We start from the raw sequence: 26,235 nt of genomic DNA, 5'->3' as shown, positions 1-26,235 counted from the left end.
TCGACCGCGGAGAACGGGTGAAGTCTCGAACGGGTGTGGGAGAAGTGTCCCAGGATCCCGCGGTGCACGACGGTCGTTGCGATCTCGTGACATTTGTCGGGTGAATTGCGTGATTCGTTCGACGCCTCGTCGATAGTATGCCCTGACGGGTTGCGCGCTTGTGGCGTACCTCATACGGAACCCGCACGGGTGGGGTCCGACGACGACGGCAGTGATCTCAGGGCGGGCACATGGAGCAGGTCGACACCGGAGCGCTGGACTCGACCGAGAGCGACGCCGAGCTGATCACCGCGGTCCGCGCGGGCAGCACGGTCGCCTTCGGGGAGCTCTACGCACGGCACGCAGGGGCGGCGCTCGCCGTCGCGCGCCAGTACGTGCCGCGACCGGCCGATGCGGACGACGTCGTCTCGGACGCGTTCGCGCGCGTGCTCGTCGTGCTCCAGGGCGGCGGCGGCCCTGACGTCGCGTTCCGCGCCTACCTCTTCACCGTCGTCCGCCGCCTGTCGTACGACGCGGCCAAGGGAGCGCAGCGCTCCCGGCCGACCGACGACGTCGCGACGTTCGAGTCCGCGTTCGGCCCCATGGCCTCGACCGAGGACCCGACGCTCGAGGGGTTCGAGCGCTCGACCGTCGCGCGCGCGTTCGAGAGCCTGCCCGAGCGCTGGCGGTCGGTGCTCTGGTACTCCGAGGTCGAGAGCATGACCCCGGCACAGATCGCGCCGATGCTGGGCCTGTCCGCGAACGGCGTCGCGGCGCTCGCCTACCGCGCGCGCGAAGGCCTGCGCCAGGCGTACCTCCAGCAGCACCTCGGCTCGCCGCCCGCCGCCGACTGCGAGCTCACCAACGGGCTGCTCGGCTCGTACGTGCGCGGCGGCCTGGCCAAGCGCGAGACCGCCAAGGTCGACGCGCACCTCGAGACGTGCGACGAGTGCCGCGGGATCGTGCTCGAGCTCGGGGACGTCTCGCACGGCATGCGCGGCGTGATCGCGCCGCTCGTGCTCGGCGTCGGCGCCCTGGGTCTCGCGGGCACCGCGCTGCCCGTGGGCGGGACGATCGCGGCGGCCGGCGCGGCAGCCGCGTCGAGCGCTGCAGGGTCCGGCGCTACCGGCTCAGGCGCTGCCGGGTCGGGCACGACGGCGACTGGCACTGCGGGAGCAGGTACCGCGGGAGCCGGTACCGCGGGGACGGGCACTGCGGCGTCGGGCACTGCGGCGTCGGGCACTGCTGCGTCGGGAACGGCCGTGACCGGGACCGCCGCCACGGCGGGCGTAGGAGCCGGCGCGGCAGGCACGGGCGCGGCGGCCGGCGGGGTTGCGGCGCTCACCGGTGCGGGCGCGCTCGGCACGGGTGCCGCCGCGACGGGGCTCGCGGCGTTCGTCGCCGCAGCACCGGCGGCAGCGGTCGCCCTCGCGGTCGGTGCCGTCGCTGTCGTGGGCGCCGGGGTCGTGGGCGTGGTCACGCTCGTGGGCAAGGACGAGCCTCCCGCCGTCACCGAGCCCGCCCCGACGCGGACGACGCCGGGCGGGGACCCGGCGGTGACGCCGTCCGCGGTCGCCGAGGTACCGACGACGGCCCCCGGCGCGACGGCCGCGCCGTCGACCGACCCGACGTCACCCACGACCATCCCGGCACCGGTCGAGCTGCCGATCGCGGACGCGAGCGCTCCCGACGCGGCGGCCCCCGTCGTGCCGGCGGCGCCCGTCGCGCCCGTCGACGGGACGGGCTCGACCCCCGGGACCGGCACGGGAACGGGCACCGGTGGCGGGACCGACGGTGGCACCGGCGGGACGCCCGTCGTCGTGCCGACGACCGCCCCGCCCGTCCTCGCGCCGAACGTCGTCGTGGACACGCCCGACACGGTCCAGCTCGTCGCCCGCGTGGACACCCCCGTGCAGGTCGGCGCCGAGAACGAGGGCACGGCGGTCGCCGAGGGCGTGACCATCGACGTCGTGCTGCCCAAGGGCGTCGACGCGACGAGCACCTCGGTCGGCGTGTTCGCGGTCCCGCAGGTGCTCGACGCCGCGGCGCTCGCGTGCTCCGACCCGCGCACCCCGAGCGACGCGGCCCTCGCCGCGGCGGGCGCCCGGATCGTCTCGTGCGACATCGGCGACCTGGCTCCGGGCGAGCGCAAGGACGCCAAGGTCACGGTGCGCGCCCAGTCGGGCGGCCGGTACCAGTTCGGTGCGACGGCGTGGCGCAAGGGCGCCGAGCGTCCGCCGTTCGTGTGGGTGCCGTGGGTCGACGTGCCGAACTACGGCGGCGAGCTCGCCGTCGCGGTCGGCGCCCCGAGCGCGACCCTCGCCAACCCGGGGGCGGCGCGCTTCACGCTCGACGTCACGAACACGGGCGACACCGAGGTCTCCGCGGTGACCACGACGTTCGACGTCCCCGCGGGGGCGCAGGTCACGAGCGCCGAGGGCGCCTTCGCGTGCGAGCAGTCGGGCACGACCGCGACCTGCGTGGCCGCGACGGCTCTCGCGGCGGGGGAGCGCGCCGAGGGGGCTTTCGCCCTCATGACGACGACGCCCGAGGACGTCCCGGCCGGGCGTCTCACGCTCCGCGGCACGACGACGGCGACGGGCGCGCGGTCCGACGTCACGAGCACCGCCGACGTCACCGTCGCGGCGCCGTGGTCGGGCGTGAGCGCGGGCGTCGGGACGCTCGTCGCGCAGTGCACCGCGGGCACGCCCGGCACGGCGACCCTGAGCCTCGACTACCGCAACGACACCGACCAGCCCGTCGCGGCGACCCTCGTCGGGCCCCACGGCAGCGGCCGTGCCGTGAGCCTCCCGATCGGTGGGTCGGCGAGCGGCGAGACCGCCCTGATGGTCACGGACGGCCTGCGCCTCGCGGGCGGCTCCGCGGCCGTGCGGCTCGCCGCGACCGTGACCGACCCGGTGGGCGGCGGCACGCGCACGGTCACCCGCGCCGACGACGTCCCCGCCGGCACGTTCGGCGCGCTCGACTGCTACGACCCGGCCTGGGACGACGTGACGGCCACGGCGCGGACGATCGAGAAGGACGGGTCGGTCGCGGTCGAGGTCACGCTCACGGACGACCGTCCCGCGGGGCTCGAGCCCGCGCACGGCACGCTGACGGTCGGCGGGGCGAAGGCCGTCGAGGTCGAGGTCGCCGCGGGCGGGACCGCGCGGACCGTCGTCGACCTCGGGACCCGGGCCACGGCCGCGGGGGCCGCGGTGCTCGACCTCGCGCAGACCGCGGACGACGCGGCCGGCGCAGGTGGCGAGCCCGGCCGCTACACGACCACGCTGCGGCCCGCCTATGGCGCGCTGTACGTCCCGGACTGGTCCGGGCAGACGACGGTCACCGCGGTGTGCTCGGCCGGCGAGGTGCAGCTGCACGGGACGTTCGTCAACCGCAGCGACCGCGCCATGGACACGCGCCTGACGTCGACGCTCGGCGGGTACCTCGAGTCGCTGACGGCGGCGCGGGTCGCACCGGGGGAGAGCGCGAGCTACGTGATCGCGACGGGTCGCGCGAGCGTGACCGCCGGGGTCGCCCAGGTGCGCCAGTACCAGTGGGTCGCCGAGACCGGTCGCGGGTACTCGAACCTGCTGCCCGGCGCGTACGACGCGATCGACTGCGGGCCGTGGACGGCGCCGCAGGACGTCCCTGCCGCGGTGTGCACCGACGACGGGTTCGTGGCGATCGTCGGCCGCGTCGAGAACACCTCGTCGGCCGCGATCGGCGTGCAGATGCTCGCGGACGTGCCTGCCGGCGACGGCACCACCCACCTCGAGACCGAGGCGATCCCGCTCGACCCGGGCGCGACGTCCGAGCTGCGGCTCGAGACGTCGCTACGGAGCCTGCCCGCGGGCCAGGCGGTCGAGCTGCGGCAGTGGCTGCGCAGCGACCCGTCGACGTCGCTCGTCACGGGGACGCAGACCATCGCGGACGCGCTCGACTGCACGCGCGTCGACCCCCGCGCCACGATCGCGCAGGGCGCCGACCGCTACGACGCCGACGCCGCGAAGCCGTGGGGCGCGAGCGTGCGGACCGTGACGGTCGCGCTCGACAACTCCCGCTCGAACGTCCCGGTGACCTTCACCGTGACCGGCCCGGGGGTCGCACGCGACGCCGGCACGGTCGAGGTCGCGGCGGGCGCGACGAGCGCGGTCACGGCCGACGTCGTCACCACGACGAAGGCGTCCTACGACGTCCGCGCCGGCAGCTGGTCGACGACGGTCGCCGTCGACGGCCGCACGCCGGCCTGCGCCCCCGGGTGGCGCTACTGGAGCACCTACGAGGCGGGCGACACGGCCTCGCTCGTGGGGTGGAACTTCGTCGCCGTCGACCGCACGCTCGGCGCCTGGAGCTGGATCGCGTGGCGCGCGTACGAGAAGTGCAGCACGGGCGCGGCGGCGACCCCGCCGATGACCCCGACGGACGGCGTGCGGAGCCTGCTCGCCGACACGCCGACCAAGGAGACGCCTGCGGCAGACACCACGCAGGCCCCCGGGCCCGACGGTTCTACGGGTGACGGTGCGGCGAACGACGGTTCCGCTGACGACGCCGCGAACGGCGGTGCCGCGGACGAGCCGTCGTCGAGCGCGACGTCGGTCACGGGTGAGGGTTCGTCCTCGGAGGAGTCCTCGTCGGAGAAGTCCTCGTCAAAGGAGTCGTCGTCGAAGGCGCCCTCGACGCAGGACTCGTCCTCGCGGGCGGGCGACGCGCAGGGGCCGAGGGACCGTGCGACGTCCTCCCCGGCCACGACGAAGCGCGGTCAGACGTCGTCCCCGTCGCCCACGGGGACGACGGGTACGTCGACGGAGTCGTCCTCGCGGTGGTCGAGCCCGGCGCCGACGTCGACGCACTCGTCACGGTCGGGTGGTGGCGACCGCGGGACGGACTCGTCGCGCACGCCGTGGTGGCTCCGGCACTGAGGCCGCGGTCGCAGGGCCGTCCTCGCCCGCGGCCGGTGCGCCGCCCTCAGTGGTCGGCGTCACGCACCGCGGCCGGGATCGAGCGGTAGACGGCGTCGTCGACGCGGGTGGTCCCGGCGAGCACGTCGACCGTGACGCCGGCGGTGCGCGGCTCGTGCAGCACCTCGGCGACCACGAGCGCGACGTCGTCGCGGCTGACGTCGCCACGGCCCAGGTCGGTGCCCATCGTGACGGTGCCGGTCGCGTCGTCGTCGGTCAGGCGCCCGGGGCGCAGGATCGTGAGGTCGAGCGTGTCGCGGGCGAGCAGGTCGGACTCGGCGGCGGCCTTGGCCTGCAGGTAGGCGAGGAACACCGCGTCGACGCCGGCCGGTCGCGCGCCCCCGCGGACGCTCTCGACGCCCATCGACGAGATCAGCACGTAGCGCCGCACGCCGGCGATCTCGGCAGCGTCGGCGAGCAGCACCGCACCCGCACGGTCCACGGTGTCCTTGCGCGCGGCGCCGCTGCCCGGGCCGGCGCCCGCGGCGAAGACCACGGCGTCGGCGTCGGTCAGGATCGACGCGAGGGTCGGGGCGTCGTCCTGCTCGAGGTCCATGAGGGCGACCTCGGCGCCGAGGTCGGTGATGTCCACGATCTGGGAGGCGGAGCGCACGAGCCCCACGATCGAGTCCCCGCGCTCGTTGAGGGCGCGCGCGAGGCGGCGACCGATCTGTCCGTGGGCTCCAGCGATGACGACGCGCATGCACAGAAGGTAGCCGCGGGCAGGGTTCCCCGCGCGCCGGGCGTCGCCCGCGTGGCGGGCGTCACGCGGCCTGGAGCACGACCTCGGTGTGCGGGTCGAGGCCGTAGCCGACGCCGCGGACGGTGCGGATCGTCGAGAGCCCGAGCTTCTCGCGCAGCCGGCGCACGTGCACGTCGAGCGTGCGGGTGCCCGCCTGGAGCGTCTCGCCGCCCCAGACGACGGCGAGGAGCTCGGCACGCGTGACGACGCGGCGGGAGTGCTCGGCGAGGTGGGTGAGCAGCCGGAGCTCGCGCGCGGTGAGGGTGCGCTCGGCGCCGTCGACCCGCACGGTGCGGGCGGTGGTGTCGATCTCGACGCGCGGCACGGGGGTCAGGGCGGCGAGGCGGGCGCGGAACGCGTCGATGCTCTCGGCCGTGCCGGCCTCGTGCGCGGGGGCATCGGCGAACGCGAGCGACGTATAGGTCTCGGCCCCGGGGAGCTCGTCGCGGGCGAGGTCGCGGAGCGTCTCGGCGAGGCCCGCGAGCTCGGTCGCGGTCGCGCCCTCGGGGGTGTCGGGGCTGCCGACGTAGAGCAGGAACCCGGAGCGCGGGGACGAGTGAGCGGGCGGGGCGGTCGCGCGGTCCGCGGCAGCGGGGAGGTTCGTCGCGCGGGCCGCGGCGGTGTGGGCCGCGGTGGGGTGAGCCGTCGTGCTGTGGGCCGTGCTGGTGTGAGTCGTGCTGGTGTGAGTCGTGGAGCTGCGGGCCGTGGTGCGCGGACGGCGGGTGGTGAGCGTGGTCATGCGGGTCTCCGGGTGCATCGACCGCGAGCGGGGCTCTGCGGCGCCGACGTGCGGTCGGCTGGGGCTGTCAGGGCTGGGGCTTCAGGCCTGACAACACATGCACACGGGCATGCCGAGCTGCGTGCCGGGAACGGCAGCGCGGGGGCTCGACAGCGTGATCACGGGACGAGCATGGCACCCCGCGACGCTCGGTGCCAAGAGTTGGTCGTGCGACATCTCACGGATCGGGACGATGTGACGTCCCCGGCGTCTCGCGGGGCGGGACCCGGCGCTCCGGGCGTCGGTCAGACGATCCCGTAGAGGCGGTCGCCCGCGTCCCCGAGACCCGGCACGATGTACGCGTTCTCGTCGAGGCGCTCGTCGATCGCCGCGACCACGAGCTCGCAGTCGACGCGCTCGCCGACGGCCGCCCGCAGCACCTCGACGCCCTCGGGCGCCGCGAGCAGGCACACCGCGGTCACGTGCCTGGCGCCGCGCTCGAACAGGTACTCGATCGCCGCGACCAGCGTGCCGCCCGTCGCGAGCATCGGGTCGACGAGGAACACGTGCCGGCCCGTCAGGTCGTCGGGCAGACGGTTCGCGTAGGTGACCGCCTCGAGGGTCTCCTCGTCGCGCTGCATCCCCAGGAACCCGACCTCGGCGGTGGGCAGCAGGCGCGTCAGTCCGTCGAGCATCCCGAGCCCGGCCCGCAGGATCGGCACCACGAGGGGCCGCGGCTCCGCGATGCGCACACCCACCGTGGGGGCCACGGGCGTCTCGATCGCCCGCGGCTCGGTGCGCACGTCGCGCGTGGCCTCGTACGCCAGCAGCGTCACGAGCTCGTCCACGAGGAGGCGGAACGTCGGGGACGGTGTCCGACGGTCTCGCAGGACGGTGAGCTTGTGGGCGACGAGGGGGTGGTCGACGACGTGGACGCGCATGCCATCACGGTACCCGCCCGAGGCGCGGCGCGACCGTCAGGGGACGGTCAGCCGGACGTGACGTCCCCGACGCGGCGGGCCGGGGGAGCGTCTGGGAACCTGAGGGGGTGACCCAGCCTCCGGCGTCCGACGCCGACCCTGTGCGCCCTGACCCTGTGCGCCCCGACCACCGGCAGCCCGACCACGGGACCCCGACCGGGCCCGGCCTCGCCCTGCCCTGGGCCGACGGCACGTTCCCGCCCGTCGGGCTCGGCGCGCGCACCCAGGTGTACGGCGCGCTCATGGGCATGGCGCTGCACGAGGCGAGCCACGCGCTCGCGTCGGACGACGTGCCGGTCGGCGCGCTCGTCGTCTCGCCGCAGGGGACGCTGCTGGGCGTCGGGCGCAACCGGCGCGAGGAGGGCGGCGACCCGACCGCGCACGCCGAGGTGCTCGCGATCCGGCAGGCCGCCGCGACGCTCGGCAGCTGGCGGCTCGAGGGCTGCACGCTCGTGGTGACGCTCGAGCCGTGCGTCATGTGCGCGGGGGCGATCATGCTCGCGCGTGTCGCGCGCGTCGTGCTGGGGGCGTGGGACCCGAAGGCGGGGGCGACGGGCTCGGTGTGGGACGTCGTCCGCGACCGTCGCAGCACGCACCGCGTCGAGGTCGTGGGCGGGGTGCGCGAAGACGAGTGCGGCGCGATGCTGCGCGACTACTTCGCGACGCACCGCGACGGGACGCGCGAGTGAACGAGCCCGACGCGAGCGTCACGTCCAGGCCCCTTCCGGGCCGGGGGGAGGGGCCAGAAGGTGACGCTCAGGGAAGGTCCGTGGCCCCGCGCGGCCAGCGGGCCGCGGTGCTCGCGGTCGTCGTGGTCGCGGTCGCGCTGCCGCTGCTGACCCTGTGGGGCGCCGCGCTCGACGCGCGCGGCGAGGTCATGCTCGCGGGCGCCGCGATGCCGTTCGTCGGGACGTTCCACCTCGACGCCGGACCGTGGACGGGCGTCGCGGCCCTGGTCGCGGCCGCCGTCGTCGCGTGGGGTCCGCGCGCCGCCACGACCTGGCGCTGGCGCCCCCTGCTGCTCGCCGCCTGGGCCGCGACGCTCGCGTGGACCGTCGCGCTCGCCGCGACCGCCGGGTGGTCGACCCTCACCGCGCCGCTGCTGCACGAGCAGGACTACCTCGCGGCCGTCCCGGACGTCGCCGCCGACCCCGCCGGGTTCGTCGCGACCCTCCAGGACGACCCCGTCGCCTACCCCGTGCACGTGCGCGGCCACCCGCCCGCGTTCACGCTCCTGCTCGCGGGCCTCGACCGCCTCGGCCTCGGCGGCGCGGGCTGGGCCGCCGCGCTCGTGATCCTCGCGGGCACCAGCGCCGTCGTCGCCGTCGCGATCACGCTCCGCGCGCTCGGCGCTGAACGCACCGCCCGCCTCGCCCTGCCCGCCGTCGTCCTCGCACCCTCCGCGCTGTGGGTCGCGACGTCCGCCGACGCGTTCTACGCGGGCGCCCTCGCGTGGGGCGTCGCGCTCCTGGCCATGGCCTCGCGGCTCGGACCCGATGGGCGGACGCGCGGACGGTGGGCGCTCGCGGTCGCCGCGGGCGTCGTCCTGGGCGCGGCGCCGTTCCTGTCGTGGGGCCTCGCGCACATGGCGCTCGTGGTGCTCGCGGTGCCGATCGTCACGCGCCGGTGGGCGCCGACCGTCGTCGCCGGGGCGGTCGTGCTCGCGAGCGTCGTCGCGTGGGGGATCGGCGGGTACTGGATCTGGGACGGGCTCGCCGCGACGCACGAGGCGTTCACGCGCGGCATCGCCGACGCCCGCCCCTACCTGTACTTCGTCGTGGCGGACGCCGCGCTGCTGGCCGTGCTGATCGGCCCGGCAGGCGTGGGCGGCCTCACCCGGTGGCGCGAGCTCGACCGCGGCACGCGCTGGCTCGCGGGCCTCGCGCTCGCGACCGCCGCGGCCGGGGCGCTCGGCGGGTTCGAGAAGGGGGAGGTCGAGCGCATCTGGCTGCCCGTCGCGTGCTGGGTCGTGCCCGCCGCGGCGGCCCTCGCGACGCGTCCCGTGACGGGGCGAGCCGGGCGGTCCGGCACCACGGTGGCGGACGACGTACCGGCCGGGTTCGCGCCGACCGACGACCTCCCGCGCCCGGGCTGGGCGGGCACGCTGCGGTGGTGGCTCGTCGCGCAGGCACTCGCCGCGCTTGCGATCGAGACGTTCGTGCGCACCGCCTGGTAGTTCCACGCCGGGCCGACCACCCCGTCAGCCGACCGTCAGGCGCCACGCCCGGCACCGTCGTCCGACCCTGCCTACCCTCGGAGCATGGGACTGCCCCGACCTCCGACGCCGGAGGCCTTCCGTTCGCCGATCCACGACGAGCGCGTCGTCGCGCGTGTCGGGGTGTGGCTCGGCATCGCGTTCGTCGTGGTGTTCGTGACGGGACTCGTGTCGCACTTCCTGCAGAACCCGCTGCCGTGGATGCCGCTGCTGCCCGAGCCGTCGTGGGGCTACCGCGTGACGCAGGGCGTGCACGTCGCGGCCGGTATCGCGTGCCTGCCGCTGCTGCTCGCGAAGCTCTACGCGGTCTACCCGGCGCTGTTCGAGTCGCCGCCCGTCAAGAGCCCCGCGCATGCGCTCGAGCGGGCGAGCGTGGCACTGCTCGTCGCGTCGTCGATCTTCCAGCTCGTCACGGGCCTGTTCAACGTCTTCCAGTGGTACCCGTGGGCGTTCTCGTTCGTCGCCGTGCACTACGCGACGGCCTGGGTCGTGATCGGCTCGCTCGTGATCCACGTCGGGGTGAAGCTGCCGATCATCGTGCGGGCCCTGCGTACCCGGATCGTCGACGGCGAGATCGTCGACGAGGGCAGCGTCGTGCCCGCCGGCACCCTCGGGGTGGACGTCGTCGCCGCGGCCGGGATGGACGGCCAGCTCTCGTCCGTGCCGGACGGCGAGAACGTCGTCCTGCCCGTGCCCGACGCCGACGGGTCGGCGGCCACGCGTCGAGGCTTCCTCGCGGGGGTCGCGGTCACGGTGCTCGGGCTGACGGCGCTGACCGTCGGGCAGACCGTGCGACCCCTGGCGCCGCTCGCGGTGCTCGCACCGCGCGACCCGCGCGTCGGGCCGCAGGGGCTGCCCGTCAACAAGACCGCCGCGGCGGCAGGGGTGAGCGAGACGGCCGTGGACCCGGCGTGGGTGCTGCGCCTCGAAGGTCCGGGCGGCACGCGCGAGCTCGACCGTGCGGCGTTGCTCGCGATGGACCTGCACGAGGCGGTGCTGCCGATCGCCTGCGTCGAGGGCTGGAGCGCGACCGCACGCTGGGAGGGTGTGCGGGTGCGCGACCTCGTCGCGATGGTCGGCGCGCAGGAGACCGCCGACCTCGCGGTCGAGAGCCTCCAGCAGGGCGGCTCGTACAGCCGGTCGGTGCTGCAGCACGAGTACGTCGCGCACGACGACACGCTGCTCGCGCTGCGCCTCGACGGCGAGGACCTCGACGTCGACCACGGGTTCCCCGCGCGGATCATCGCGCCCAACCGGCCCGGGGTGCTCCAGACCAAGTGGGTCGCGCGGCTTTCCGTGATCGACGGGGGCGCGGCCTGATGCGCGAGTACGACGCGACGCCGGCCTCGACCTCGCGCGGCCAGGCCGCGCTGCGGTGGGTGCTGTGGATCGGCGGTGCCGCGCTGCTCGCCTTCGGGGTGCTGACCGCCCTCACGACCGTGCCCTCGACGAGCCAGCGGATCAACGTGCTGCTCTGGCTCGCGGGCGGGGTCGTGGTGCACGACGCCGTGCTCGTGCCGCTCGCGCTGCTCGTCGGGGTCGTCGTGCTGCCGCGCGTGCCCCCGAGCTGGCGGCCCGCGCTGCGCGGCGGTCTGCTCGCGCTCGCCGTGCTCGGGATCGTCGCGGTCGCGCTGGTCGCGGGCGCCGCGACGCGCGCGAACCCGTCGGTCGTGCCGCAGGACGTCGGCGCCGCGCTCGCGCTCGCGGGCATCGTGCTCGTCGTCGGGGTGCTCGTCGGGATGTTCCTGGGCGGGGCGCGGCGGCCACGCTGAGGCGCGGCGTCCGGGCTGCGCGGTCGCCGCGGTCGCGCCCACGGGCCGTCCTGCACCCGAGCGCCACGTTCCGGCCCGTTCGTGCGCGTGGGACGGGGCCCGAACGTGGCGCTCGCGTACGTGAGGGCCGGAACGTGGCGCTCGGACGGGGCCCGAACGTGGCGCTCGCGCACACGCGAGCCGAGCGCCCCGGCCCGGGGCTCAGCCGAGGTGGATGCGCTCGCCCTGGGGACTCACGATCGCGAGCAGCTCGACCGTCGCCGCGCCGTCGCCCGACGCGAGCGCGTGCGGCCTGCGCGTGTCGAGCTCCGCGGCCTCGCCGGCCCGCACGAGCGTCGTCACGTCGTCGAGCTGGAGGCGCAGCACGCCGGCGAGCACGTAGACCCACTCGTAGCCCTGGTGTCGGCGGGTCGTGAGCGGTGCGTCCGGGTCGTGCGGCGGCAGGATCATCTTGAACGCGAGCACCTCGCTGCCCGGGTGGGTCAGCGGCACGTACACCATGCCGTTGCGGCGCACGGGTCGAGGGTGCACGCGCGGGTCGCTCACGGCGGGCGCCCCGACGAGGTCGTCGAGCGGCACCCGGTAGGTGCGCGCCAGCGGCAGGAGGACGTCGAGCGACGCACGCCGCGCACCCGACTCGAGGCGCGAGAGGGTGCTGATCGACAGCCCGGTCTCGGCCGCGACCTCCGCGAGCGTGCGACCGCGGTGGCGGCGCGTCTCGCGCAGTCGGGGGCCGACGTCGGCCAGCACGGCGTCGAGGTCGTCGTCCATGGCACTCCTCATTCCCGGGTTTGCGGAAGTCGCAAACATGATTGCACTCGTCGCGCGCGCTCGCGAGAGTGGCGGCATGGACACCACGCGCCCCGCGGCCGACCAGCCAGCACCCGACCACACCGCCCCCGCGCCGTCGTCCGCGACCACGCCCACCCCCACGAGCGATACCCCGTGGGACGTCGTCGTGATCGGTGGCGGCAGCGGCGGCCTGAGCGCCGCGCTGACGCTCGTCCGCGCTCGCCGCCGCGTGCTCGTGCTCGACGCCGGAGCGCCGCGCAACCGCTTCGCGGCGCACATGCACGGCGTGCTCGGCCACGACGGGCGGTCGCCGCTCGCGCTGCTCGCCACGGGACGCGACGAGGTCGCGGGCTACGGCGGCGTGATCCGCACGGTCCAGGCGACCGGCGTCCTCCGCGACGGGGACGCGCTCGTCGTCACGAGCGACGACGGCGCGACGCACCGCACCCGTCATGTCGTGGTCGCGACCGGGCTGCGCGACCGGCTCCCCGACGTCCCGGGCCTGCGCGAGGAGTGGGGGCGCGGCGTCGTCTCGTGCCCGTACTGCGACGGGTTCGAGGTCGCGGACGGGCGGATCGGCGTCCTCGCGACCGGGCCGGGCAGCCCCGCGCAGGCCCAGCTGCTGCGCCAGTGGTCGGCGCGCGTCGTCTACCTGACCGGGGAGGTCGGCCTGCCGGACGACGCCACCCGACGCGCGCTTGACGCGCGCGGTGTCGAGGTGGTCGAGGGCGTCGTCGAGCAGATCTGGGCGGGTACGGACTCGGCCCTGTCGGTCCGCGTCGCGGGCCGGACGATCGACCTCGACCGGCTCTTCACCGCACCCACGTTCGAGCCGCTCGACGACGTGCTGCGCGGGCTCGGCGCCGAGCGCGCCGACACGCCGTGGGGGTCGTTCGTGACCGTCGACGCCGCGGGGCGCACGAGCGTCGACGGCCTCTGGGCCGTCGGCAACGTCGTCAACCCCGCCGCGACCGTGCCCGTCGCGATCGGCGCGGGCGCGTTCGCCGCGGCGATGCTCAACCACGACCTCGTGGAGGACGACGTCCGGCGGGCTCTCGCGGTCGCCGACGTCGAGGCCGGGGCGGCTGCGGCCGGCGTCAGGACCACGGGCGGGAGCGCGGCGTCCGACAGCTTGAGCACGCCGAGCGAGGCTTTCTGGGAGCAGCGCTACCAGGGCACGGACCCGGCCTGGGGGAGCCGACCGAACGCCGCGCTCGTCGCGGTGCTCGGAGACCTCGGGCTGACGCCGGGCCGCGCGCTCGACCTCGGGTGCGGGCACGGCGGAGACGCGGTGTGGCTCGCGCAGCAGGGGTGGGACGTCACGGCCACCGACGTGTCGGCGACGGCCCTCGCGCGCGTCGACTCCGCCGCGCGCGCCGCCGGGGTGGACGCGCGGGTGACGACCGCACGGCACGACCTCACGCGCACCCTGCCCGACGTCACGGTCGACCTCGTGACCGCGAGCTACTTCCAGACGCCGGTCGAAGGCGTCGTGCGCGAGGACGCACTACGGCGCGCCGCCGCGAGGCTGACGTCGGGCGGGCACCTCGTGCTGGTCGACCACGGGTCGGTCGCCCCCTGGTCGTGGGACCAGGACGCCACGTTCCCGACGCCCGACGAGCTGGCGCGGACGCTCGGGATCGCCGACGCCGAGGTCGTGCTCGCCGAGGCTCGGCGGCGCGTCGCGTCAGGCCCCGAGGGGCAGCAGGCCGAGGTCACGGACACGGTCGTGGTGCTGCGCCGGGCGTAGCGGGAGCGCGGCGCGGCCGGATCCGCGGGGTGCGCGTTCCGTCCCGCGTGCGACCCGACGTGTGTGCGTCCCGCCTCGCGATCTCGAGCGTCACGTTCTGGCCTGCTCGTGAGCTCGGGAGTGGGCCAGAACGTGACGCTCGGGGGGTTGAGGGCAAGAACGTGGCGCTCGGAGGGGCCGGAACGTGGCGCTCGGGGGGTTGAGGGCCGGAACGTGACGCCCGGAGGGGCCGGAACGTGACGCTCTGGCGCTCTGGCGCTCGGGCGCGCGGAGAGCCCAGGCCTCCGCGCGACTCAGAGCGTGCGCAGCGCCACGACGACGAACACCCCGATCGACACGGGCAGCGCGACCCGGATCACGCGCTCGACCACGTCGAGCAGCGTGCCCGCGGCCCCGCCGCGAGCGACCGCGAACTGGTGGACCGCCCACGTCCAGCGGAGCGTCGCGTACGAGCTGGTGAGGTAGTACCTGTCCCACATGCGGCGCATGAGCGTCCGGGCGTCGGTCCCGGGCTTCCAGGCGTCCGCGGTGAGCGGGATCGCGACGACGAACCCGAGCGCTGCGACCACGACGCGCAGGCCGAGCGCGAACGCGACCACCACGAGCGGGGAGAGCAGCGCGTCCAGGTACTGCGTCGGCGTCGTGAGCCGCGCGAACGCCTCGGCCGTGAAGTCGCCGTTGACCCACGCGATCGTGAACCCGACGAACAGCAGCGGGTACACGATGCGGCGCAGGCAGCGCAGCACCAGGAGCGCGATCGGGTCGAACGCGCCGGGTCGCAGCACGAGGGACGGCTCGATCTGCCGCGCCGGGGCTGCGCTCGTCGGCGTGGTGCCGTTTTGCGGGACGGCGGTCGGCGCGGTGCCGTTCTGCGGGACGGCGGTCGGCGCGGTGTCGCCCTGCGTGGTGCCGTCCTGCGCGGGCCCGACGTCGAGGCTGACCATCAGGTGATCGGCCCGGCGACGACGGTCCCCTGAGCGACGGACGCGACGTGCGTCGTCCGACGGGTCGTGGGCGCGTCGTCCGCGCGGAGGATCGGGGGCATGCGCGTACAGTACGCGGAGCCGTCGGCGAGTCACGAGCGGGGCGGCAGCCGCCCGCGGACGGACGGGCCGCGACGAGGCACGAAAAGACACCCGGCGGGGTGGGGGCGAAGGGGGAACGGCCATGGGTCGAGCAGCAAGGTTCACAGTGCCGTCGAGAGGCACCGCCACGCTCGCGCTGCTCGCCGTCGTCCTGGTGGCGGCGCCGGCGGCTCCGGCGGGCGCGGACGACGGCGGGATCGACCTCGCGCACGGCACGGTGCTGGTCGACGGCACGGAGGTGCCCCTGCAGGGGAGGTTCGCGTACCCGACGTTCGGCCTCGCGGAGGACCCCGTGATCCGTGGCGTCGTGCACGGCGTCTACCGGGTCGACGGTGCGACGGCGCTGTACTACTCGCTCGGCGAGGACACGGTGGGCATGGGCTTCGGCGAGGCGAACCCATTCCCGTCCGACATCCAGGAGGCGTCAGTCTACGGCTACAACATGGCGTCGTCGGTCGAGCTGGTCGACGTCGGGACCTTGCAGGGCTTCCGGCCGCTCGTGGTCGACGGCCAGGCGCTGACGTCGTCGTCCACGGACCTGGAGGCGGGGCCGGGCCAGCTCGTCGTCGCGTGGGCGCTGTTCCCCGAGCTGCCCGAGGGCACGACGACGGTCGACGTGCAGATCGGTCGGGGCGCGGTCGTGGCGGACGTGCCGGTCGGCGACGGCGCGCTCGCCCCGGTCGTCCCCGAGGCGGCTCCGGTGCTGGGGACGGGGTGGCCCGCGCTCGCGCCGTCCGACCAGGTCGGGGCGGCCGACCCCGCTGCGTCGACCTTCGACCTGGCCCGCCGCACCTCGGACGTCGAGGGCGTCGCGCAGTCGGCCGAGACGGCCGAGGAGGTCGAGGTCACGCTCGACGCGAACGTCCTGTTCGACAAGGGGTCGGCGACGCTCTCGTCGGCGGCCCGGTCGACGCTCGACGACGTCGCCGCGGACATCGCGGCGCGCGGGACGGGCACGGTCGTGATCACCGGTCACACCGACTCCGACGGCAGCGACGCCGACAACCAGGTGCTCTCCGAGGACCGTGCCGACGCGGTGCTCTCGGTGCTCGAGCCGGCGAGCGGGGACGCGGTGACGTTCACGACCGCCGGCAAGGGCGAGAGCGCGCCCGTGGCGAGCAACGCCACGCCCGAGGGTCAGCAGGCGAACCGTCGCGTGACGGTCGTCTACTCCGTGCAGGGGGACGCACGATGAGCGCGCGCAGGGGCACCGTCGTCGTGAGCGCGATCGCGGTCGTCGCGACCCTCCTGGCCGGGTGCACGGGCGGCGATCCGACCCCCGACGCCTCGTCGTCGGCGGCGAGCGCCACGCCGTCGGCCACGGCCCCGCCCGAGGTGTCCGCAGCCGAGGTCGCGGACGATCTGTTCGGGGCGGGAGTGCCGACCGCCGTCGGCTCGACCAGCGGTGACGTGGAGGGCGGTGGGGGCAAGACCGGGGCCGTCGACGCCGAGGTCTACGCGGTCGACGCGTACGCGGACCGCACGCTCGTGAGCTTCGGCCTGCGGTCGGGCGACGGGGAGCTGACCGTCGCGGCGTTCACCTTCACGGGACCGCAGTGGAGCTTCGACTACCTCGAAGGGTTCGCGGTGGTCGACCCGACGACGCAGGAGCGCCTCGAGGCCTACGTGGACACGAGCACGGAGGGCGCCGGAGCGGCGCACGAGACGTGCTCGCTCAAGCCCAAGACGCTCGGCCCGGACTTCTACCCCCAGACCTGCCTCCTGCCGCCGCTCGACCCGGCGACCACGGCCGTGACGGTCGAGATCCCGAACCTGCCCCCGATCGACGACGTGCCCGTGACCCGGCACGACGCGGGGGAGTGACCTCAGGGCCGGCGCAGCGCCAGGACGGTGCGCCCGCCCAGGTGCCACTCCTCGGCCACGTGCAGTCCCGCGCGCGCCGCGACCGGCACGAGCGCGGTCGCGCCGAGCCGCGCCCACGGCATGGGGTGGCTCTCGCGTCCGTCGGGCGTGCGCAGGACGACGGGTGCGACCTCGTCGACCGTGGCGTCGGGGTCGGTCTCGACGACCACGAGCCCGCCGGGCACCACGAGCTCGCGGCAGCGCGCGAGCAGCGCCCGCGGGTCGCCGCCGATCCCGATGTTGCCGTCGGCGAGCAGCGCGGTGCCCCACCGGCCCTCGCCGGGCAGCGGGCGCTCGACGGCCCGCCGCAGCGCGAGCGCACCCCGCGAGCGCGCCTCGTCGACCGCGCGCCGTGAGACGTCGATGCCGAGGCACGCGACGCCGCGCCGGCTCAGCGCCGCCGCGAGGCGCCCCGGCCCGCAGCCGATGTCGAGCACCGGCCCCACGCACCGCGCCACGAGCATCTCGTCGACGTCGGACGGCGGCGCCGACCACGTCGAGACGTCGAGCAGGCGCACCTCGTCACCGCCCACGGCCAGCACGGGCGCCCCGCTGAGGGCCTCCTCGTACAGCGAGATCGGGTGGACGCGCCGCACGTCGCCGTCGGTCGCGGTCATGCGTCGGGCTCCTCGGACGGGGCCGCCGCTCCGAGGTCGCCCGCTGCGAGGTCGTCCGCCGCGTCGTCCGCCCGGTGCCGGGCCGCGGACGCCGTCGGGGCGGGTTCGCCCGTGGCCGTGGCCCAGGCGGTCGCGAAGCGCGTCCCGGGTGCGGCGTGCGCGACGGCGCGCGCGTCGTCGGGCAGGTCGACGTCGCGCAGCGTCGGGAGCAGCGTGACGCGCAGGCCGAACTCGCGGAGCCGGTCGAGCTGGGCCTGCCCGGTCGTGTCGGTCGACATGGGGATGCCGTGGAACACGGAGTCGTAGAAGTGCCGGTCGCCGCGCGGCAGGCCGATCGCCCAGAACCCGCCGTCGTCGGCGAGGCCGAGCACCGCGTCGGCGCCCGTGAGGTCGACCGCGCCGAGGTCGAGGCCGTGACCGCCCTCGCCCCGGGCCGCGAGCTGCGGGGTGTCCATGCCGACGAGCAGGATCGGCCCCTCGTGCTCCTCGGCGGTCGCCGCGAACGCCGCCGCGAGCCGCCGGTCCAGGCCGCCGGTGACCTGGTGCAGCACGTCGAAGCCCGACGGCACCCAGGTGCCCGGGTCGCCGTCGAGCACGAGGACGCGCGCGACGTCCGGCACCGCGAGGACCGCGTCGAACGTGTCCTCGAGCGCGGCGCGCGCGAGGTCCGCGGCCTGCTCGGGCGTGAACTCGGCGTGCAGGCGCGTCTTCGACCGCCCCGCGACGGGCTCCTTGGCGAGCACCACGACGGTGCGCGCGGGTTCGCGGGCGCTCATCGGGCCAGCACCTTCGACATGTCCTGCACGGCGCGCCACACGCCGAGCGGCGTGCCCGTGACCTTCGAGCGGCCCACTCGCTGCACGTACGGCACGTCGACCTCGGCGACCCGCCACCCGGCGTCCGCGGCCCGCACGACCATCTCGAGCGGGTAGCCCGAGCGGCGGTCGCGTAGGTCGAGCGCGAGCAGCGCCTCGCGGCGGGCCGCGCGCATCGGGCCGAGGTCGTGCAGGACGACGCCCGTGCGGCGCCGCGTGCGGCGCGCGAGCACCCGGTTCGCGAACCGCAGGTGCCACGGCCACGCGCCGCGCGCCGCGTCCCGGCGGCCCAACACGAGGTCGGCGGCGCCGTCGAGCACCGGGTCGAGCACGCGCGGCAGGTGCGCCGGGTCGAGGCTCGCGTCCGCGTCCATGAACGCGACCACGTCGGCCGACGACGCGCTCAGCCCTGCGTGGCAGGCCGACCCGAAGCCCTTGACCTGGGCCTCGACCACGCGCGCGCCGTGCGCGCGCGCGACGTCCGCCGAGCCGTCCGTCGAGCCGTTGTCGACCACGATCGCGCGGACGCCGTCCGGCAGGCGGGGCAGCAGCCAGGCCAGTCCCTCGGCCTCGTCGAGGCAGGGCAGGACCACGTCGATCGTCGTGGTGCGCGCGGGCCGCCCGGGGGCAGGGTCGCGCGTCGTCGCAGGGTGCGTCATCCCTCGACCGTACGAGGGCGCGAGGTTGCTCGCCCGGGATCCGGCGTCGCGGTCGGCTGACGGTTCGCTGACGAGCACGCCCACCACGCGCCGAACGGCCCGTACCAGGCCGCGACCCGCGGCACCGCCCCGGGCGGGGCGCCTAGCATGACCTCATGCCCGCCAAGGTCCTGGTCGTCGACGACGACGCGCTCGTCGCCACCGCCGTCGCCGCGCACGTGAGCGCCGCCGGCCACGACGCGCGCCACGCGCCCGACGCCGTCGAGGGCGAGCGCGAGTGGCGCACGTGGCGGCCCGACGTCGTCGTGCTCGACGTGCGCCTGCCCGGCCGCTCGGGCCTCGACCTGCTGCGCCGGCACCGCGAGGACGGCGACGGCACGCCCGTCGTGCTGCTGTCCGGGCTCGGCACGGTCGACGACCGGATCGTGGGCCTCGAGGTCGGCGCCGACGACTACCTGACCAAGCCGTTCGACGCGCGCGAGCTCGTGCTGCGCGTCGAGGCCCTGCTGCGGCGCGGCACCGTGCATGTCGAACCCACGCCCTCGCGCATCGAGCTCGCGGTGCCCGGCGGGGCGCTCGCCGTCGACGCCTCGGACCGCAGCGCGACCACGACACGCGGCGACGACGTGCGGCGTGTCGAGCTCGCCCCGCGCGAGTTCGCGCTCCTGCAGTTCCTCGCGCTGCACCCCGGGCGCTCGTTCAGCCGCCGCGAGTTGCTGCGCCGCGTGTGGGGGTGGGACTTCGGCGACGACTCGACCGTCATGGTGCACGTGCGCCGCCTGCGCGCCAAGCTCGAGACCGACCCGTCCGACCCTGCCGTTCTCGTCAACGTGCGCGGCGCCGGGTACTGCCTCGCCACGGACGACGCCGCGACGGACGCCGTGCCCACCGAGGAGGCCGCGCCGTGAGCGACCTGCAGTTCATGGGCCTGGTGACCGTGGTCGCCGCCGTCGTCGTGGGCGGGCTCGGGATGTTCCTGGTGCACCGCGCGCGCCGGTGGTCGCTCGTCGCGGCGCTCGTGGTCGCGGCCCTCGTGCCGTTCGCGGCCGTCGTCACGGCGGTCGCGGTCAACGTCGACCAGATGTTCCTGTCGTCGCACGACGCCGACGTCATCTGGTTCGTGCTCGGCGTCTCGTCGCTGCTCGCGCTCGTGCTGGCCGTGATCCTCGGCCGCGCGGTCGGGCACGAGCTGCGGCGGGTCGCGGACGACGCACGCGCGCTCGCGAGGTCGGCCGCGGGGACGTCGTCCGGCACGGGCACGGGGGGCAAGGACGCCGGGGCCAAGGAGCGCGCACCGCTCACCGCGGAGCTCGCCCACCTCGCCGCCGAGCTCGCCGAGACGCGCGACAACCTCGCGGCGGCCCGCGCCGCCGAGCGCGCGGCCGAGGACTCGCGCCGGCAGGTCGTCGCGTTCGTGAGCCACGACCTGCGCTCGCCGCTCGCGGGCATCCACGCGGCGTCGCAGGGGCTGCGCGACGGCGTGTTCGCCGACACCGACGCCGCGCTCGACGGCATCGAGTCGGCCGTGCAGCGCATGGCCCGCATGATCGACGACCTGACCGAGCTGTCGCGCCCCGACGCGACGGCGCCCGCGCCCGCGTCGACCGGCGGGTTCACGCAGGTCGACCTCGCGGCCGTGGTGCGCGACGTCGTCGCGCACGTCCTGCCCGTCGCGACCGACGCGGGGGTCGAGCTCGTGGCGGACGTCGCGCCCGACGTCCGCGTCACGGGCGACGCGGGCGACCTGGGCCGGCTGCTCGACAACCTCGTGAGCAACGCCGTCCGCTCGTCGGACGCCGGGGGGCGGGTCCGCGTCGCGGTGTCCCGGGTCGAGGGCGCGGCGCGGCTCGTGGTCGAGGACACGTGCGGCGGCATCCCGGCGCACGAGCTCGCCCTCGCGCGTGAGCCCGGGTTCCAGGGCGCGGGCGAGCGCGTCGGGTCGAGCGGGCTCGGGCTCGCGATCGTCGACCAGGTCGTCGAGGACCACGCGGGGCGCGTCGAGATCGGCTCGACCGGCGTGGGGTGCAGCGTCGAGGTGCGGATCCCCGCGCTCGAGGGCTGAGGCCCGTACGTCAGTGGTGCTCGCCCGTGCGTCCGAGGGTCGTGACCGGCGTCGCCCCGGGGCGGCTCCACTGGGCGGCCGGGCGACCCGTCGGTCCCCAGGTCGGGTTGTCGTCGGAGTCCTTGCGCCAGAACCAGCCCGCGCCGTGCCCCTCGGGCCAGCCGTCGGGCGAGTCCTGCCAGTCCTCGCGTCGACCGTGCGCCGTCAGGTCGAGCAGGGCGAACGTCGGTGTGAGGAGCTCGGTGCCGCGGCCCGTCGTCTCGTAGGTGAGGAACACGCGGTCGCCGTCACGCACGAAGCAGGTGATCGAACCCATGTCGCTCCCGATCACGCCGTCGACGTCGCGCACCGAGTACCAGGGCTCGGTGTAGCCCATGAACTCGACGAACGGGGCGACCTCGTCCCACGCGCCCGTGGTCACGACCGCCCACGAGACGCCTGCGGCGTTGAGGTAGACGGAGCTCTGGAAGTGCCATGCCGACAGGGTGCAACCCTCGCACTGGCCCTGGTGAGGGGCACCGTCGTGCCACATGTGCTTGTAGACGACGAGGTCCTCGCGGCCCTGGAACAGCGACAGGAACGGGACCGGGCCGTCCGCGCCGACGGCCTCGACCGTGCTGTCGACCTCGACCATGGGCAGCCGGCGCCGCTCGGCCGCGAGGGCGTCGCCCTCGCGCGTGTGGGCCTTCTCGCGGACCAGGAGCTCGTCACGCGCGGTCTGCCATGTCTCCAGGTCGACCACCGGCGGCAGGTCCGTCCGTGGCTGCTCGCGGGGCACTGCGTCGGGTGCGGTCGGGGTGCTCGTCATCGTGCCCTCCGTGGTCTGGTCGGTCGGGTGGTCTCGGGGTGCAGACCGCGTGCTGCGGCAGAACTCATCGGTCGAACCTCGGCGACGAGCCCGCTGCTCCCGGATGCAACCCGCTACGGTCGACCCCAGCAGTCCGTGGGGGACGGCGCAGTCAGGGGGAGTTGTGGTCGAGCTCGGATACGTGGTGCTGCTCGGGGTCGCGGTCGTGGTCCGTGTGATCGGTCGGTCTCGGGCGAAGGTCGCGAGGTTCGCGACCGCCGCCATCCTGCTCGCAGGGCTCTCCGCGATCACGATCGTGTCGGGGGCCGTCGTGGGTGCAGGGTCGGACGGCAGCGTGCTCTCCGTGGTGCGCGAGGGGATGCCCGTCGATGACGGGCGTCTCGGCGGCGACGGCGTCACTTTCGACACCGCCCACGCCGTCTACGTCAGCAGCAGGAACCAGGTGATCGTGGCTGCGGCGCTAGGGGCCGCGGCCGTCGTCGCGGTGATCGCTGCCGTCGTGCTGCTCGTGCGCGGGCTGAAGGTCAGCGAGAGTCCCACCGGCGCTCCGGACCTGTTGAGCCCTGAGTCTCGAGCTCGCTGACGAACGGCCGGGTCACACGGCCGGCCTCGCGAGCGCTGCAATCAAGGCCGGTGAGCGTCCGTTTCGCCAGGGCTGCGATTCGCGGGAGAACGTCCTCCCTGAGCATGGTCGCGCCGACGGCCCTCGGCGGCAGCTCGGCGACCGCATCGGCGAAGCCCTCGGGAATGGATGCGGCGAGCTGCCGCACAGCACGACGGACCTGCTCGGGGTCGAGACCGACAGCCCGCGCGAGACGTTCCCAGTGCTTGGCCTCGACCTCGCCGAAGCGTCGCTCGCCTCCGATCGACATGGCGGTGCGGGTCCAGGGCAGTCGGCCCGCGGAGTCCGCGATGAGCCCGGTTGCGACGTCATACAGCGGTGCCATACGCGCGGTCGGGCCGACGAGCAGGAGCGAGTAGTTCTTTGCGTGAGCGTCGGGGGCGCCGAGAACGTAGTTGCCTATCACCGCCCGGACAAACCGGTCGAGCGAGTCGTCGTCGGTCGCGGAGCGGAGACGGGCGGCGATCCGTGCCACGCCAGGACCGCCGTCAGCCTCGTACTTCTTGGAAGGGTCGAGGCCGAACGTCTGGACCAGGTCTTCCTGGTGGATCCGGCGGACCGTCCCGTCGGGCGTCGTGAGGCGGTCGTACCGCGTGACGACGATCGCGGGCTGATCGGCGAACTCGCGGTACTCGGTCTCAGTACCGCGACATTCGGAGAAGGTGCAGTACTGGAACATTGCCATGGTCAGGCGGGCGCCGCCACGAGCTCCCCGATGCCCTCGCGCAGCCCGATCCGCGCGCGCCACCCGAGCACCTCGGCCGCCCGGTCGCTCGACGCGGTCACGTGCCGCACGTCCCCGGCGCGGTACTCGCCCGTCACGACGGGTGCGGGGCCGCCCATGACGTCGGCCAGCACCTGCGCCATGCCGCCGACCGTCGTGACCGTGCCCGAGCCGACGTTCAGCGGGGTCACGCCCGGCCCCGCCGGGTGCGCGGCGGCGAGCGAGACCGCGGCCGCGACGTCGTCCACGTGCACGAAGTCCCGGCGCTGAGCACCGTCCTCGAACACGCGGGGCGCGCGGCCGTGCGCGAGCTCGGAGCGGAACAGCGACGCGACGCCCGCGTACGGGGTGTCGCGCGGCATGCCGGGGCCGTACACGTTGTGGAACCGCAGGGCGGTCGCGGTGCCTCCGGTCTCGCGCGCCCACGCGGCGAGCAGGTGCTCGCCGTGCACCTTGGTCGCGGCGTACACGTTGCGGGGGTCGAGCGGGGCGTCCTCACCCACGAGGCCTGGCGCGAGCACGGCGTCGCAGCGCGGGCAGCGGGGGTCGAAGATCCCGGCGTCGAGGTCCTCGACCCGTCGCGGACCGGGCGCGACGACGCCGTGCTCGCCGCTGCCCGCACCTGTACAGACGTACCTGCCCTCGCCGTACACGACCATCGAGCTCGCGTAGGCGACGTGCGGCACCCCCGCGGCGGCGACCGCCCGGATCAGCACCGCGGTGCCGAGGTCGTTCGACGACACGTAGTCGTCCACGTCGGCGATGTCGACGCCGAGGCCGACCTTCGCGGCGAGGTGCACGACCGCGTCGACACCGTCCAAGGACGCCGTGACCGCGTCGAGGTCGCGGACGTCGGCCCGGACGAGCCGCGCGCCGTCGGGCAACGTCGTGGCGGCGTCGCTGACAGTTCCGGACGCGTGGACGTCGGGCCGCAGGCTGTCGAGGACGACGACGTCGTGCCCGGCCGCGGTCAGGGCGCGCGCGGTCGGCAGGCCGATGAACCCGGCGCCGCCCGTGAGGAGGATTCGCATGCCGACCACCCTGCCCCGCGGCGCGACGGCCCGCACCCGGCCCGGCGTCGTCCGCCACGAACGATCGGCTGACGGTCGCCCGCGGCTGCGGCACAATCGGCACGGTGACCGACGGCAGCAGGGGCGAGGGCGCGACCGACGGCATGATGACGCGCGGCGAGATGGCGCACGCGTCCGGCCTGAGCCCCAAGGCCCTGCGGCTCTACGACGCCAACGGGCTGCTGCACCCCGCCCGCGTCGACCCCGCGACCGGCTACCGGTACTACGCCCCGGCCCAGCTCGACGCGGCACGCACCATCGCCGCCCTGCGCCGGCTCGACATGCCGCTCGCGCGCGTCCGCGAGGCGCTCGCGTGCGACCCGTCGGCGCGCACGGAGCTCCTCCTCGCGTGGTGGGACGAGCGGCGGACGGCGCTCGCGACCGGCCTGGTCACCGTCGAGAGCCTCGTCACGCAGCTCGGGGACGACGCCGGGCCGGGTACCGCGTCGGGCGACCTGCGCGTGCAGGAGCGCACCGTGCCGGAGCGCACGGTCGCGGCCGTCGCGTTCCGCACGACCCAGGCCGAGCTCGTGCCCCGGTTCACCGCCGCGGTGCTGGACGTCCGGACGGCGCTCGCGCGCGGCGGGGCCACGTTCGGGACCGAGTTCTGGGTGGTCTACCACGGGGTGCTCGAGGCGCCCGACGCGTACGTCGAGGTGTGCGTGCCCTACACGGGCGCGGCGACCCCGACCGGCGCCGTGGTGCTGCGCGCCGAGCCCGCCGGCCGGGAGGCGTTCGTCGAGATCGGCGCGCAGCGGTGCGCGTTCCCGCAGATCCTCGGGGCGTTCGGGTCGGTGCGCGCCCACGCGCGCGAGCGCGGCGGCACGGTCGGGCCGGCCCGCGAGATCTACCCCGTGCCCTGGTCTGACGACGGGCACGTCGCCGACGTCGCCGTCCCCCTCGGGGGCACGGTGCTTGACCCTGCCCCTGGGGCACGCCCGAGCCTGGGGCCATGACCGCTCCCGAGCTCCCTGTGCCCGCACCGAGCCGCATGACGACCCACGCCCCGACCCTCGCCGGCTACGCCACGCACAGCCCGTACTCCGACCCCGGTCGGCACCGGGCGCTCGTCGCGGCGCTCTCGCCCGACCCGCTCGCGATCCACCGGTCGGCGTGCGCCGTCGTCGTGCACTACCGCGCGGGCGACCCGGTGCTCACGGACGAGCAGCGCACCGACATCGACGGCCGGTGGCTCGAGACCACGCTCGACCGGGCCGTGGCCCGGCGCCCGGGCCCCCTCGTCGTGGCGCGCGAGGCCGCCCAGGAGGTCGCGGGCTGCTGCCGCGACCACACGCTCTTCGCGCTCGGGGTGCTGCGCGAGCACGGGGTGCCGGCCCGCTCGCGCGTCGGCTTCGCCGGGTACTTCGTGCCGGGGTTCCACCACGACCACGTGATCGCCGAGCGGTGGGACGGCGCGCGCTGGGTGCGGTTCGACCCCGAGCTGACCCCCGGTGCCGACTGGGACTTCGACGTCCAGGACGTGCCCGTGGGCGTGGGGTCGCCGTTCGAGACCGCCGCGGAGGCGTGGCGCGCGATCCGGGCGGGGGCGGCCGACCCGTCGTCCTACGGGGTGGACCCGGCGATGCCGGCGCTCGGCGGCCAGGACTTCGTGCGCGACTACGTGCTGCTCGAGGTCGCGCACCGGCACCGCGACGAGACGCTGCTGTGGGACCTGTGGGGGCCCATGCTCTCGGTCGACCTCGTGCCGCGCGACGTCCTGCCCGCGCTCGGGGAGCAGCCCGGCGCACGGATCGGCGGGCCCGCGTTCGACGTGCTCGTGGACGAGCTCGCCGCGCTGCTCGTCGCCGCCGACGCGGGGGAGGGCGACGCCGCCGACGAGCTCGCGCGGCACTACGCGAGCGACCCGCGGCTGCGCCCACGGCGTCGCGTGATGACCCTCTCGCCGTCCGGCCGCGCGGGCGTCACCGACCTCGAGGCGCGCACGACCACCTGGCTCGGGCACGCCCCGCGAACGATCGGCTGACGGTCCGCCCTGCG

Annotated in this window: 24 protein-coding genes; 13 read left to right on the top strand and 11 right to left on the bottom strand. The window is 75.6% G+C overall.

Features of this window, described 5'->3' with window-relative positions:
- The first annotated feature begins 230 nt into the window (after positions 1-230).
- Positions 231-4,904, top strand: a complete 4,674-nt coding sequence (locus CLV28_RS11090) for a sigma-70 family RNA polymerase sigma factor (RefSeq protein WP_100423373.1) — start codon at positions 231-233, stop codon at positions 4,902-4,904.
- 46 nt (positions 4,905-4,950) lie between these two features.
- Here CLV28_RS11090 and CLV28_RS11085 read toward each other — a convergent pair whose 3' ends face one another.
- The 3 genes from CLV28_RS11085 to upp form a co-directional block, all read right to left on the bottom strand.
- Positions 4,951-5,646, bottom strand: a complete 696-nt coding sequence (locus CLV28_RS11085) for an NAD(P)H-binding protein (protein WP_100423372.1) — start codon at positions 5,644-5,646, stop codon at positions 4,951-4,953.
- A 61-nt stretch (positions 5,647-5,707) separates the two neighbouring features.
- Positions 5,708-6,424, bottom strand: coding sequence for a winged helix-turn-helix domain-containing protein (locus tag CLV28_RS11080; protein ID WP_157802614.1), 717 nt, complete (start codon positions 6,422-6,424; stop codon positions 5,708-5,710).
- A gap of 284 nt (positions 6,425-6,708) precedes the next feature.
- A complete protein-coding gene (upp, locus tag CLV28_RS11075; protein ID WP_100423370.1) occupies positions 6,709-7,344 on the bottom strand; it encodes a uracil phosphoribosyltransferase in 636 nt (211 codons plus the stop codon).
- A gap of 107 nt (positions 7,345-7,451) precedes the next feature.
- Here upp and CLV28_RS11070 point away from each other — a divergent pair, with 107 nt between their 5' ends.
- From CLV28_RS11070 to CLV28_RS11055, 4 genes are all read left to right on the top strand, one after another.
- On the top strand, positions 7,452-8,072 hold the full coding sequence (locus tag CLV28_RS11070; protein WP_373314230.1) for a nucleoside deaminase: 621 nt from the start codon (positions 7,452-7,454) through the stop codon (positions 8,070-8,072).
- A gap of 80 nt (positions 8,073-8,152) precedes the next feature.
- On the top strand, positions 8,153-9,559 hold the full coding sequence (locus CLV28_RS11065) for a hypothetical protein (RefSeq protein WP_100423369.1): 1,407 nt from the start codon (positions 8,153-8,155) through the stop codon (positions 9,557-9,559).
- Positions 9,560-9,643: 84 nt separating this feature from the next.
- A complete protein-coding gene (locus CLV28_RS11060; protein ID WP_100423368.1) occupies positions 9,644-10,918 on the top strand; it encodes a molybdopterin-dependent oxidoreductase in 1,275 nt (424 codons plus the stop codon).
- On the top strand, positions 10,918-11,370 hold the full coding sequence (locus CLV28_RS11055; protein WP_100423367.1) for a hypothetical protein: 453 nt from the start codon (positions 10,918-10,920) through the stop codon (positions 11,368-11,370). Before CLV28_RS11060 ends, CLV28_RS11055 begins: the two co-directional genes overlap by 1 nt.
- Before the next feature lie 201 nt (positions 11,371-11,571).
- On the opposite strand, the gene CLV28_RS11050 is transcribed toward CLV28_RS11055, so the two are convergent.
- Complete coding sequence (locus CLV28_RS11050; RefSeq protein ID WP_100423366.1) at positions 11,572-12,141, bottom strand: helix-turn-helix domain-containing protein; 570 nt, start codon at positions 12,139-12,141, stop codon at positions 11,572-11,574.
- A gap of 76 nt (positions 12,142-12,217) precedes the next feature.
- On the opposite strand from CLV28_RS11050, the gene CLV28_RS11045 reads away from it, so the two are divergent.
- Positions 12,218-13,912, top strand: a complete 1,695-nt coding sequence (locus CLV28_RS11045) for an FAD-dependent oxidoreductase (protein ID WP_170062658.1) — start codon at positions 12,218-12,220, stop codon at positions 13,910-13,912.
- A 293-nt stretch (positions 13,913-14,205) separates the two neighbouring features.
- Here the strand turns inward: CLV28_RS11045 and CLV28_RS11040 are convergent, their stop codons facing one another.
- Entirely contained in the window at positions 14,206-14,856 is a 651-nt protein-coding gene (locus tag CLV28_RS11040) for a hypothetical protein (RefSeq protein WP_100423364.1), read from the bottom strand.
- A 247-nt stretch (positions 14,857-15,103) separates the two neighbouring features.
- On the opposite strand from CLV28_RS11040, the gene CLV28_RS11035 reads away from it, so the two are divergent.
- On the top strand, positions 15,104-16,192 hold the full coding sequence (locus CLV28_RS11035) for an OmpA family protein (RefSeq protein ID WP_100423363.1): 1,089 nt from the start codon (positions 15,104-15,106) through the stop codon (positions 16,190-16,192).
- Positions 16,189-16,821 carry a hypothetical protein gene (locus CLV28_RS15560; RefSeq protein ID WP_157802613.1) on the top strand — a complete coding sequence of 211 codons (633 nt, stop codon included), beginning with the start codon at positions 16,189-16,191 and terminating at the stop codon, positions 16,819-16,821. The genes CLV28_RS11035 and CLV28_RS15560 overlap by 4 nt, the downstream gene beginning before the upstream one ends.
- A gap of 2 nt (positions 16,822-16,823) precedes the next feature.
- Here CLV28_RS15560 and CLV28_RS11025 read toward each other — a convergent pair whose 3' ends face one another.
- From CLV28_RS11025 to CLV28_RS11015, 3 genes are read right to left on the bottom strand one after another with little or no spacing between them, the layout of a single operon-like run.
- Entirely contained in the window at positions 16,824-17,477 is a 654-nt protein-coding gene (locus CLV28_RS11025) for a methyltransferase domain-containing protein (RefSeq protein ID WP_100423362.1), read from the bottom strand.
- The gene (locus CLV28_RS11020; protein WP_100423361.1) at positions 17,474-18,253 is read right to left on the bottom strand and encodes a TIGR04282 family arsenosugar biosynthesis glycosyltransferase; all 780 of its coding nucleotides are present in this window, start codon (positions 18,251-18,253) and stop codon (positions 17,474-17,476) included. The genes CLV28_RS11025 and CLV28_RS11020 overlap by 4 nt, the downstream gene beginning before the upstream one ends.
- Positions 18,250-18,951, bottom strand: coding sequence for a glycosyltransferase family 2 protein (locus CLV28_RS11015; protein ID WP_100423480.1), 702 nt, complete (start codon positions 18,949-18,951; stop codon positions 18,250-18,252). Before CLV28_RS11015 ends, CLV28_RS11020 begins: the two co-directional genes overlap by 4 nt.
- Before the next feature lie 155 nt (positions 18,952-19,106).
- On the opposite strand from CLV28_RS11015, the gene CLV28_RS11010 reads away from it, so the two are divergent.
- Both CLV28_RS11010 and CLV28_RS11005 read left to right on the top strand, forming a co-directional pair.
- Positions 19,107-19,859: a response regulator transcription factor gene (locus tag CLV28_RS11010; RefSeq protein ID WP_100423360.1), complete on the top strand. Its 753-nt coding sequence runs from the start codon at positions 19,107-19,109 to the stop codon at positions 19,857-19,859.
- The gene (locus CLV28_RS11005; RefSeq protein ID WP_100423359.1) at positions 19,856-21,013 is read left to right on the top strand and encodes a sensor histidine kinase; all 1,158 of its coding nucleotides are present in this window, start codon (positions 19,856-19,858) and stop codon (positions 21,011-21,013) included. Before CLV28_RS11010 ends, CLV28_RS11005 begins: the two co-directional genes overlap by 4 nt.
- A 10-nt stretch (positions 21,014-21,023) precedes the next feature.
- On the opposite strand, the gene CLV28_RS11000 is transcribed toward CLV28_RS11005, so the two are convergent.
- Positions 21,024-21,821, bottom strand: a complete 798-nt coding sequence (locus tag CLV28_RS11000; protein ID WP_100423358.1) for a DUF899 family protein — start codon at positions 21,819-21,821, stop codon at positions 21,024-21,026.
- Positions 21,822-21,984: 163 nt separating this feature from the next.
- On the opposite strand from CLV28_RS11000, the gene CLV28_RS10995 reads away from it, so the two are divergent.
- Complete coding sequence (locus CLV28_RS10995) at positions 21,985-22,404, top strand: hypothetical protein (RefSeq protein WP_100423357.1); 420 nt, start codon at positions 21,985-21,987, stop codon at positions 22,402-22,404.
- Here CLV28_RS10995 and CLV28_RS10990 read toward each other — a convergent pair.
- Positions 22,346-23,122 carry a HipA domain-containing protein gene (locus CLV28_RS10990; protein WP_157802612.1) on the bottom strand — a complete coding sequence of 259 codons (777 nt, stop codon included), beginning with the start codon at positions 23,120-23,122 and terminating at the stop codon, positions 22,346-22,348. The genes CLV28_RS10995 and CLV28_RS10990 overlap by 59 nt on opposite strands.
- An 8-nt stretch (positions 23,123-23,130) precedes the next feature.
- Positions 23,131-24,198 carry an NAD-dependent epimerase/dehydratase family protein gene (locus CLV28_RS10985; RefSeq protein ID WP_100423479.1) on the bottom strand — a complete coding sequence of 356 codons (1,068 nt, stop codon included), beginning with the start codon at positions 24,196-24,198 and terminating at the stop codon, positions 23,131-23,133.
- Positions 24,199-24,302: 104 nt separating this feature from the next.
- Between CLV28_RS10985 and CLV28_RS10980 the strand changes: the two genes are divergently transcribed.
- Both CLV28_RS10980 and CLV28_RS10975 read left to right on the top strand, forming a co-directional pair.
- Positions 24,303-25,193: a MerR family transcriptional regulator gene (locus CLV28_RS10980; protein ID WP_100423355.1), complete on the top strand. Its 891-nt coding sequence runs from the start codon at positions 24,303-24,305 to the stop codon at positions 25,191-25,193.
- The gene (locus CLV28_RS10975; protein ID WP_100423354.1) at positions 25,190-26,221 is read left to right on the top strand and encodes a transglutaminase domain-containing protein; all 1,032 of its coding nucleotides are present in this window, start codon (positions 25,190-25,192) and stop codon (positions 26,219-26,221) included. The genes CLV28_RS10980 and CLV28_RS10975 overlap by 4 nt, the downstream gene beginning before the upstream one ends.
- Positions 26,222-26,235: the final 14 nt, after the last annotated feature.

It is taken from the genome of Sediminihabitans luteus (assembly GCF_002797595.1).
Taxonomy (GTDB): Bacteria; Actinomycetota; Actinomycetes; order Actinomycetales; family Cellulomonadaceae; genus Paraoerskovia; species Paraoerskovia lutea.
This window is presented reverse-complemented; position numbering and strand designations above follow the sequence as displayed.

Bases quoted from the DNA above. Each gene is read 5' to 3' on its own strand.
- CLV28_RS11090 (WP_100423373.1), top strand. From the start codon at position 231: ATGGAGCAGGTCGACACCGGAGCGCTGGACTCGACCGAGAGCGACGCC.
- CLV28_RS11085 (WP_100423372.1), bottom strand. From the start codon at position 5,646: ATGCGCGTCGTCATCGCTGGAGCCCACGGACAGATCGGTCGCCGCCTC.
- CLV28_RS11080 (WP_157802614.1), bottom strand. From the start codon at position 6,424: ATGACCACGCTCACCACCCGCCGTCCGCGCACCACGGCCCGCAGCTCC.
- upp (WP_100423370.1), bottom strand. From the start codon at position 7,344: ATGCGCGTCCACGTCGTCGACCACCCCCTCGTCGCCCACAAGCTCACC.
- CLV28_RS11060 (WP_100423368.1), top strand. From the start codon at position 9,644: ATGGGACTGCCCCGACCTCCGACGCCGGAGGCCTTCCGTTCGCCGATC.
- CLV28_RS11055 (WP_100423367.1), top strand. From the start codon at position 10,918: ATGCGCGAGTACGACGCGACGCCGGCCTCGACCTCGCGCGGCCAGGCC.
- CLV28_RS11050 (WP_100423366.1), bottom strand. From the start codon at position 12,141: ATGGACGACGACCTCGACGCCGTGCTGGCCGACGTCGGCCCCCGACTG.
- CLV28_RS11045 (WP_170062658.1), top strand. From the start codon at position 12,218: ATGGACACCACGCGCCCCGCGGCCGACCAGCCAGCACCCGACCACACC.
- CLV28_RS11040 (WP_100423364.1), bottom strand. From the start codon at position 14,856: ATGGTCAGCCTCGACGTCGGGCCCGCGCAGGACGGCACCACGCAGGGC.
- CLV28_RS15560 (WP_157802613.1), top strand. From the start codon at position 16,189: ATGAGCGCGCGCAGGGGCACCGTCGTCGTGAGCGCGATCGCGGTCGTC.
- CLV28_RS11025 (WP_100423362.1), bottom strand. From the start codon at position 17,477: ATGACCGCGACCGACGGCGACGTGCGGCGCGTCCACCCGATCTCGCTG.
- CLV28_RS11020 (WP_100423361.1), bottom strand. From the start codon at position 18,253: ATGAGCGCCCGCGAACCCGCGCGCACCGTCGTGGTGCTCGCCAAGGAG.
- CLV28_RS11015 (WP_100423480.1), bottom strand. From the start codon at position 18,951: ATGACGCACCCTGCGACGACGCGCGACCCTGCCCCCGGGCGGCCCGCG.
- CLV28_RS11010 (WP_100423360.1), top strand. From the start codon at position 19,107: ATGCCCGCCAAGGTCCTGGTCGTCGACGACGACGCGCTCGTCGCCACC.
- CLV28_RS11000 (WP_100423358.1), bottom strand. From the start codon at position 21,821: ATGACGAGCACCCCGACCGCACCCGACGCAGTGCCCCGCGAGCAGCCA.
- CLV28_RS10990 (WP_157802612.1), bottom strand. From the start codon at position 23,122: ATGTTCCAGTACTGCACCTTCTCCGAATGTCGCGGTACTGAGACCGAG.
- CLV28_RS10985 (WP_100423479.1), bottom strand. From the start codon at position 24,198: ATGCGAATCCTCCTCACGGGCGGCGCCGGGTTCATCGGCCTGCCGACC.
- CLV28_RS10975 (WP_100423354.1), top strand. From the start codon at position 25,190: ATGACCGCTCCCGAGCTCCCTGTGCCCGCACCGAGCCGCATGACGACC.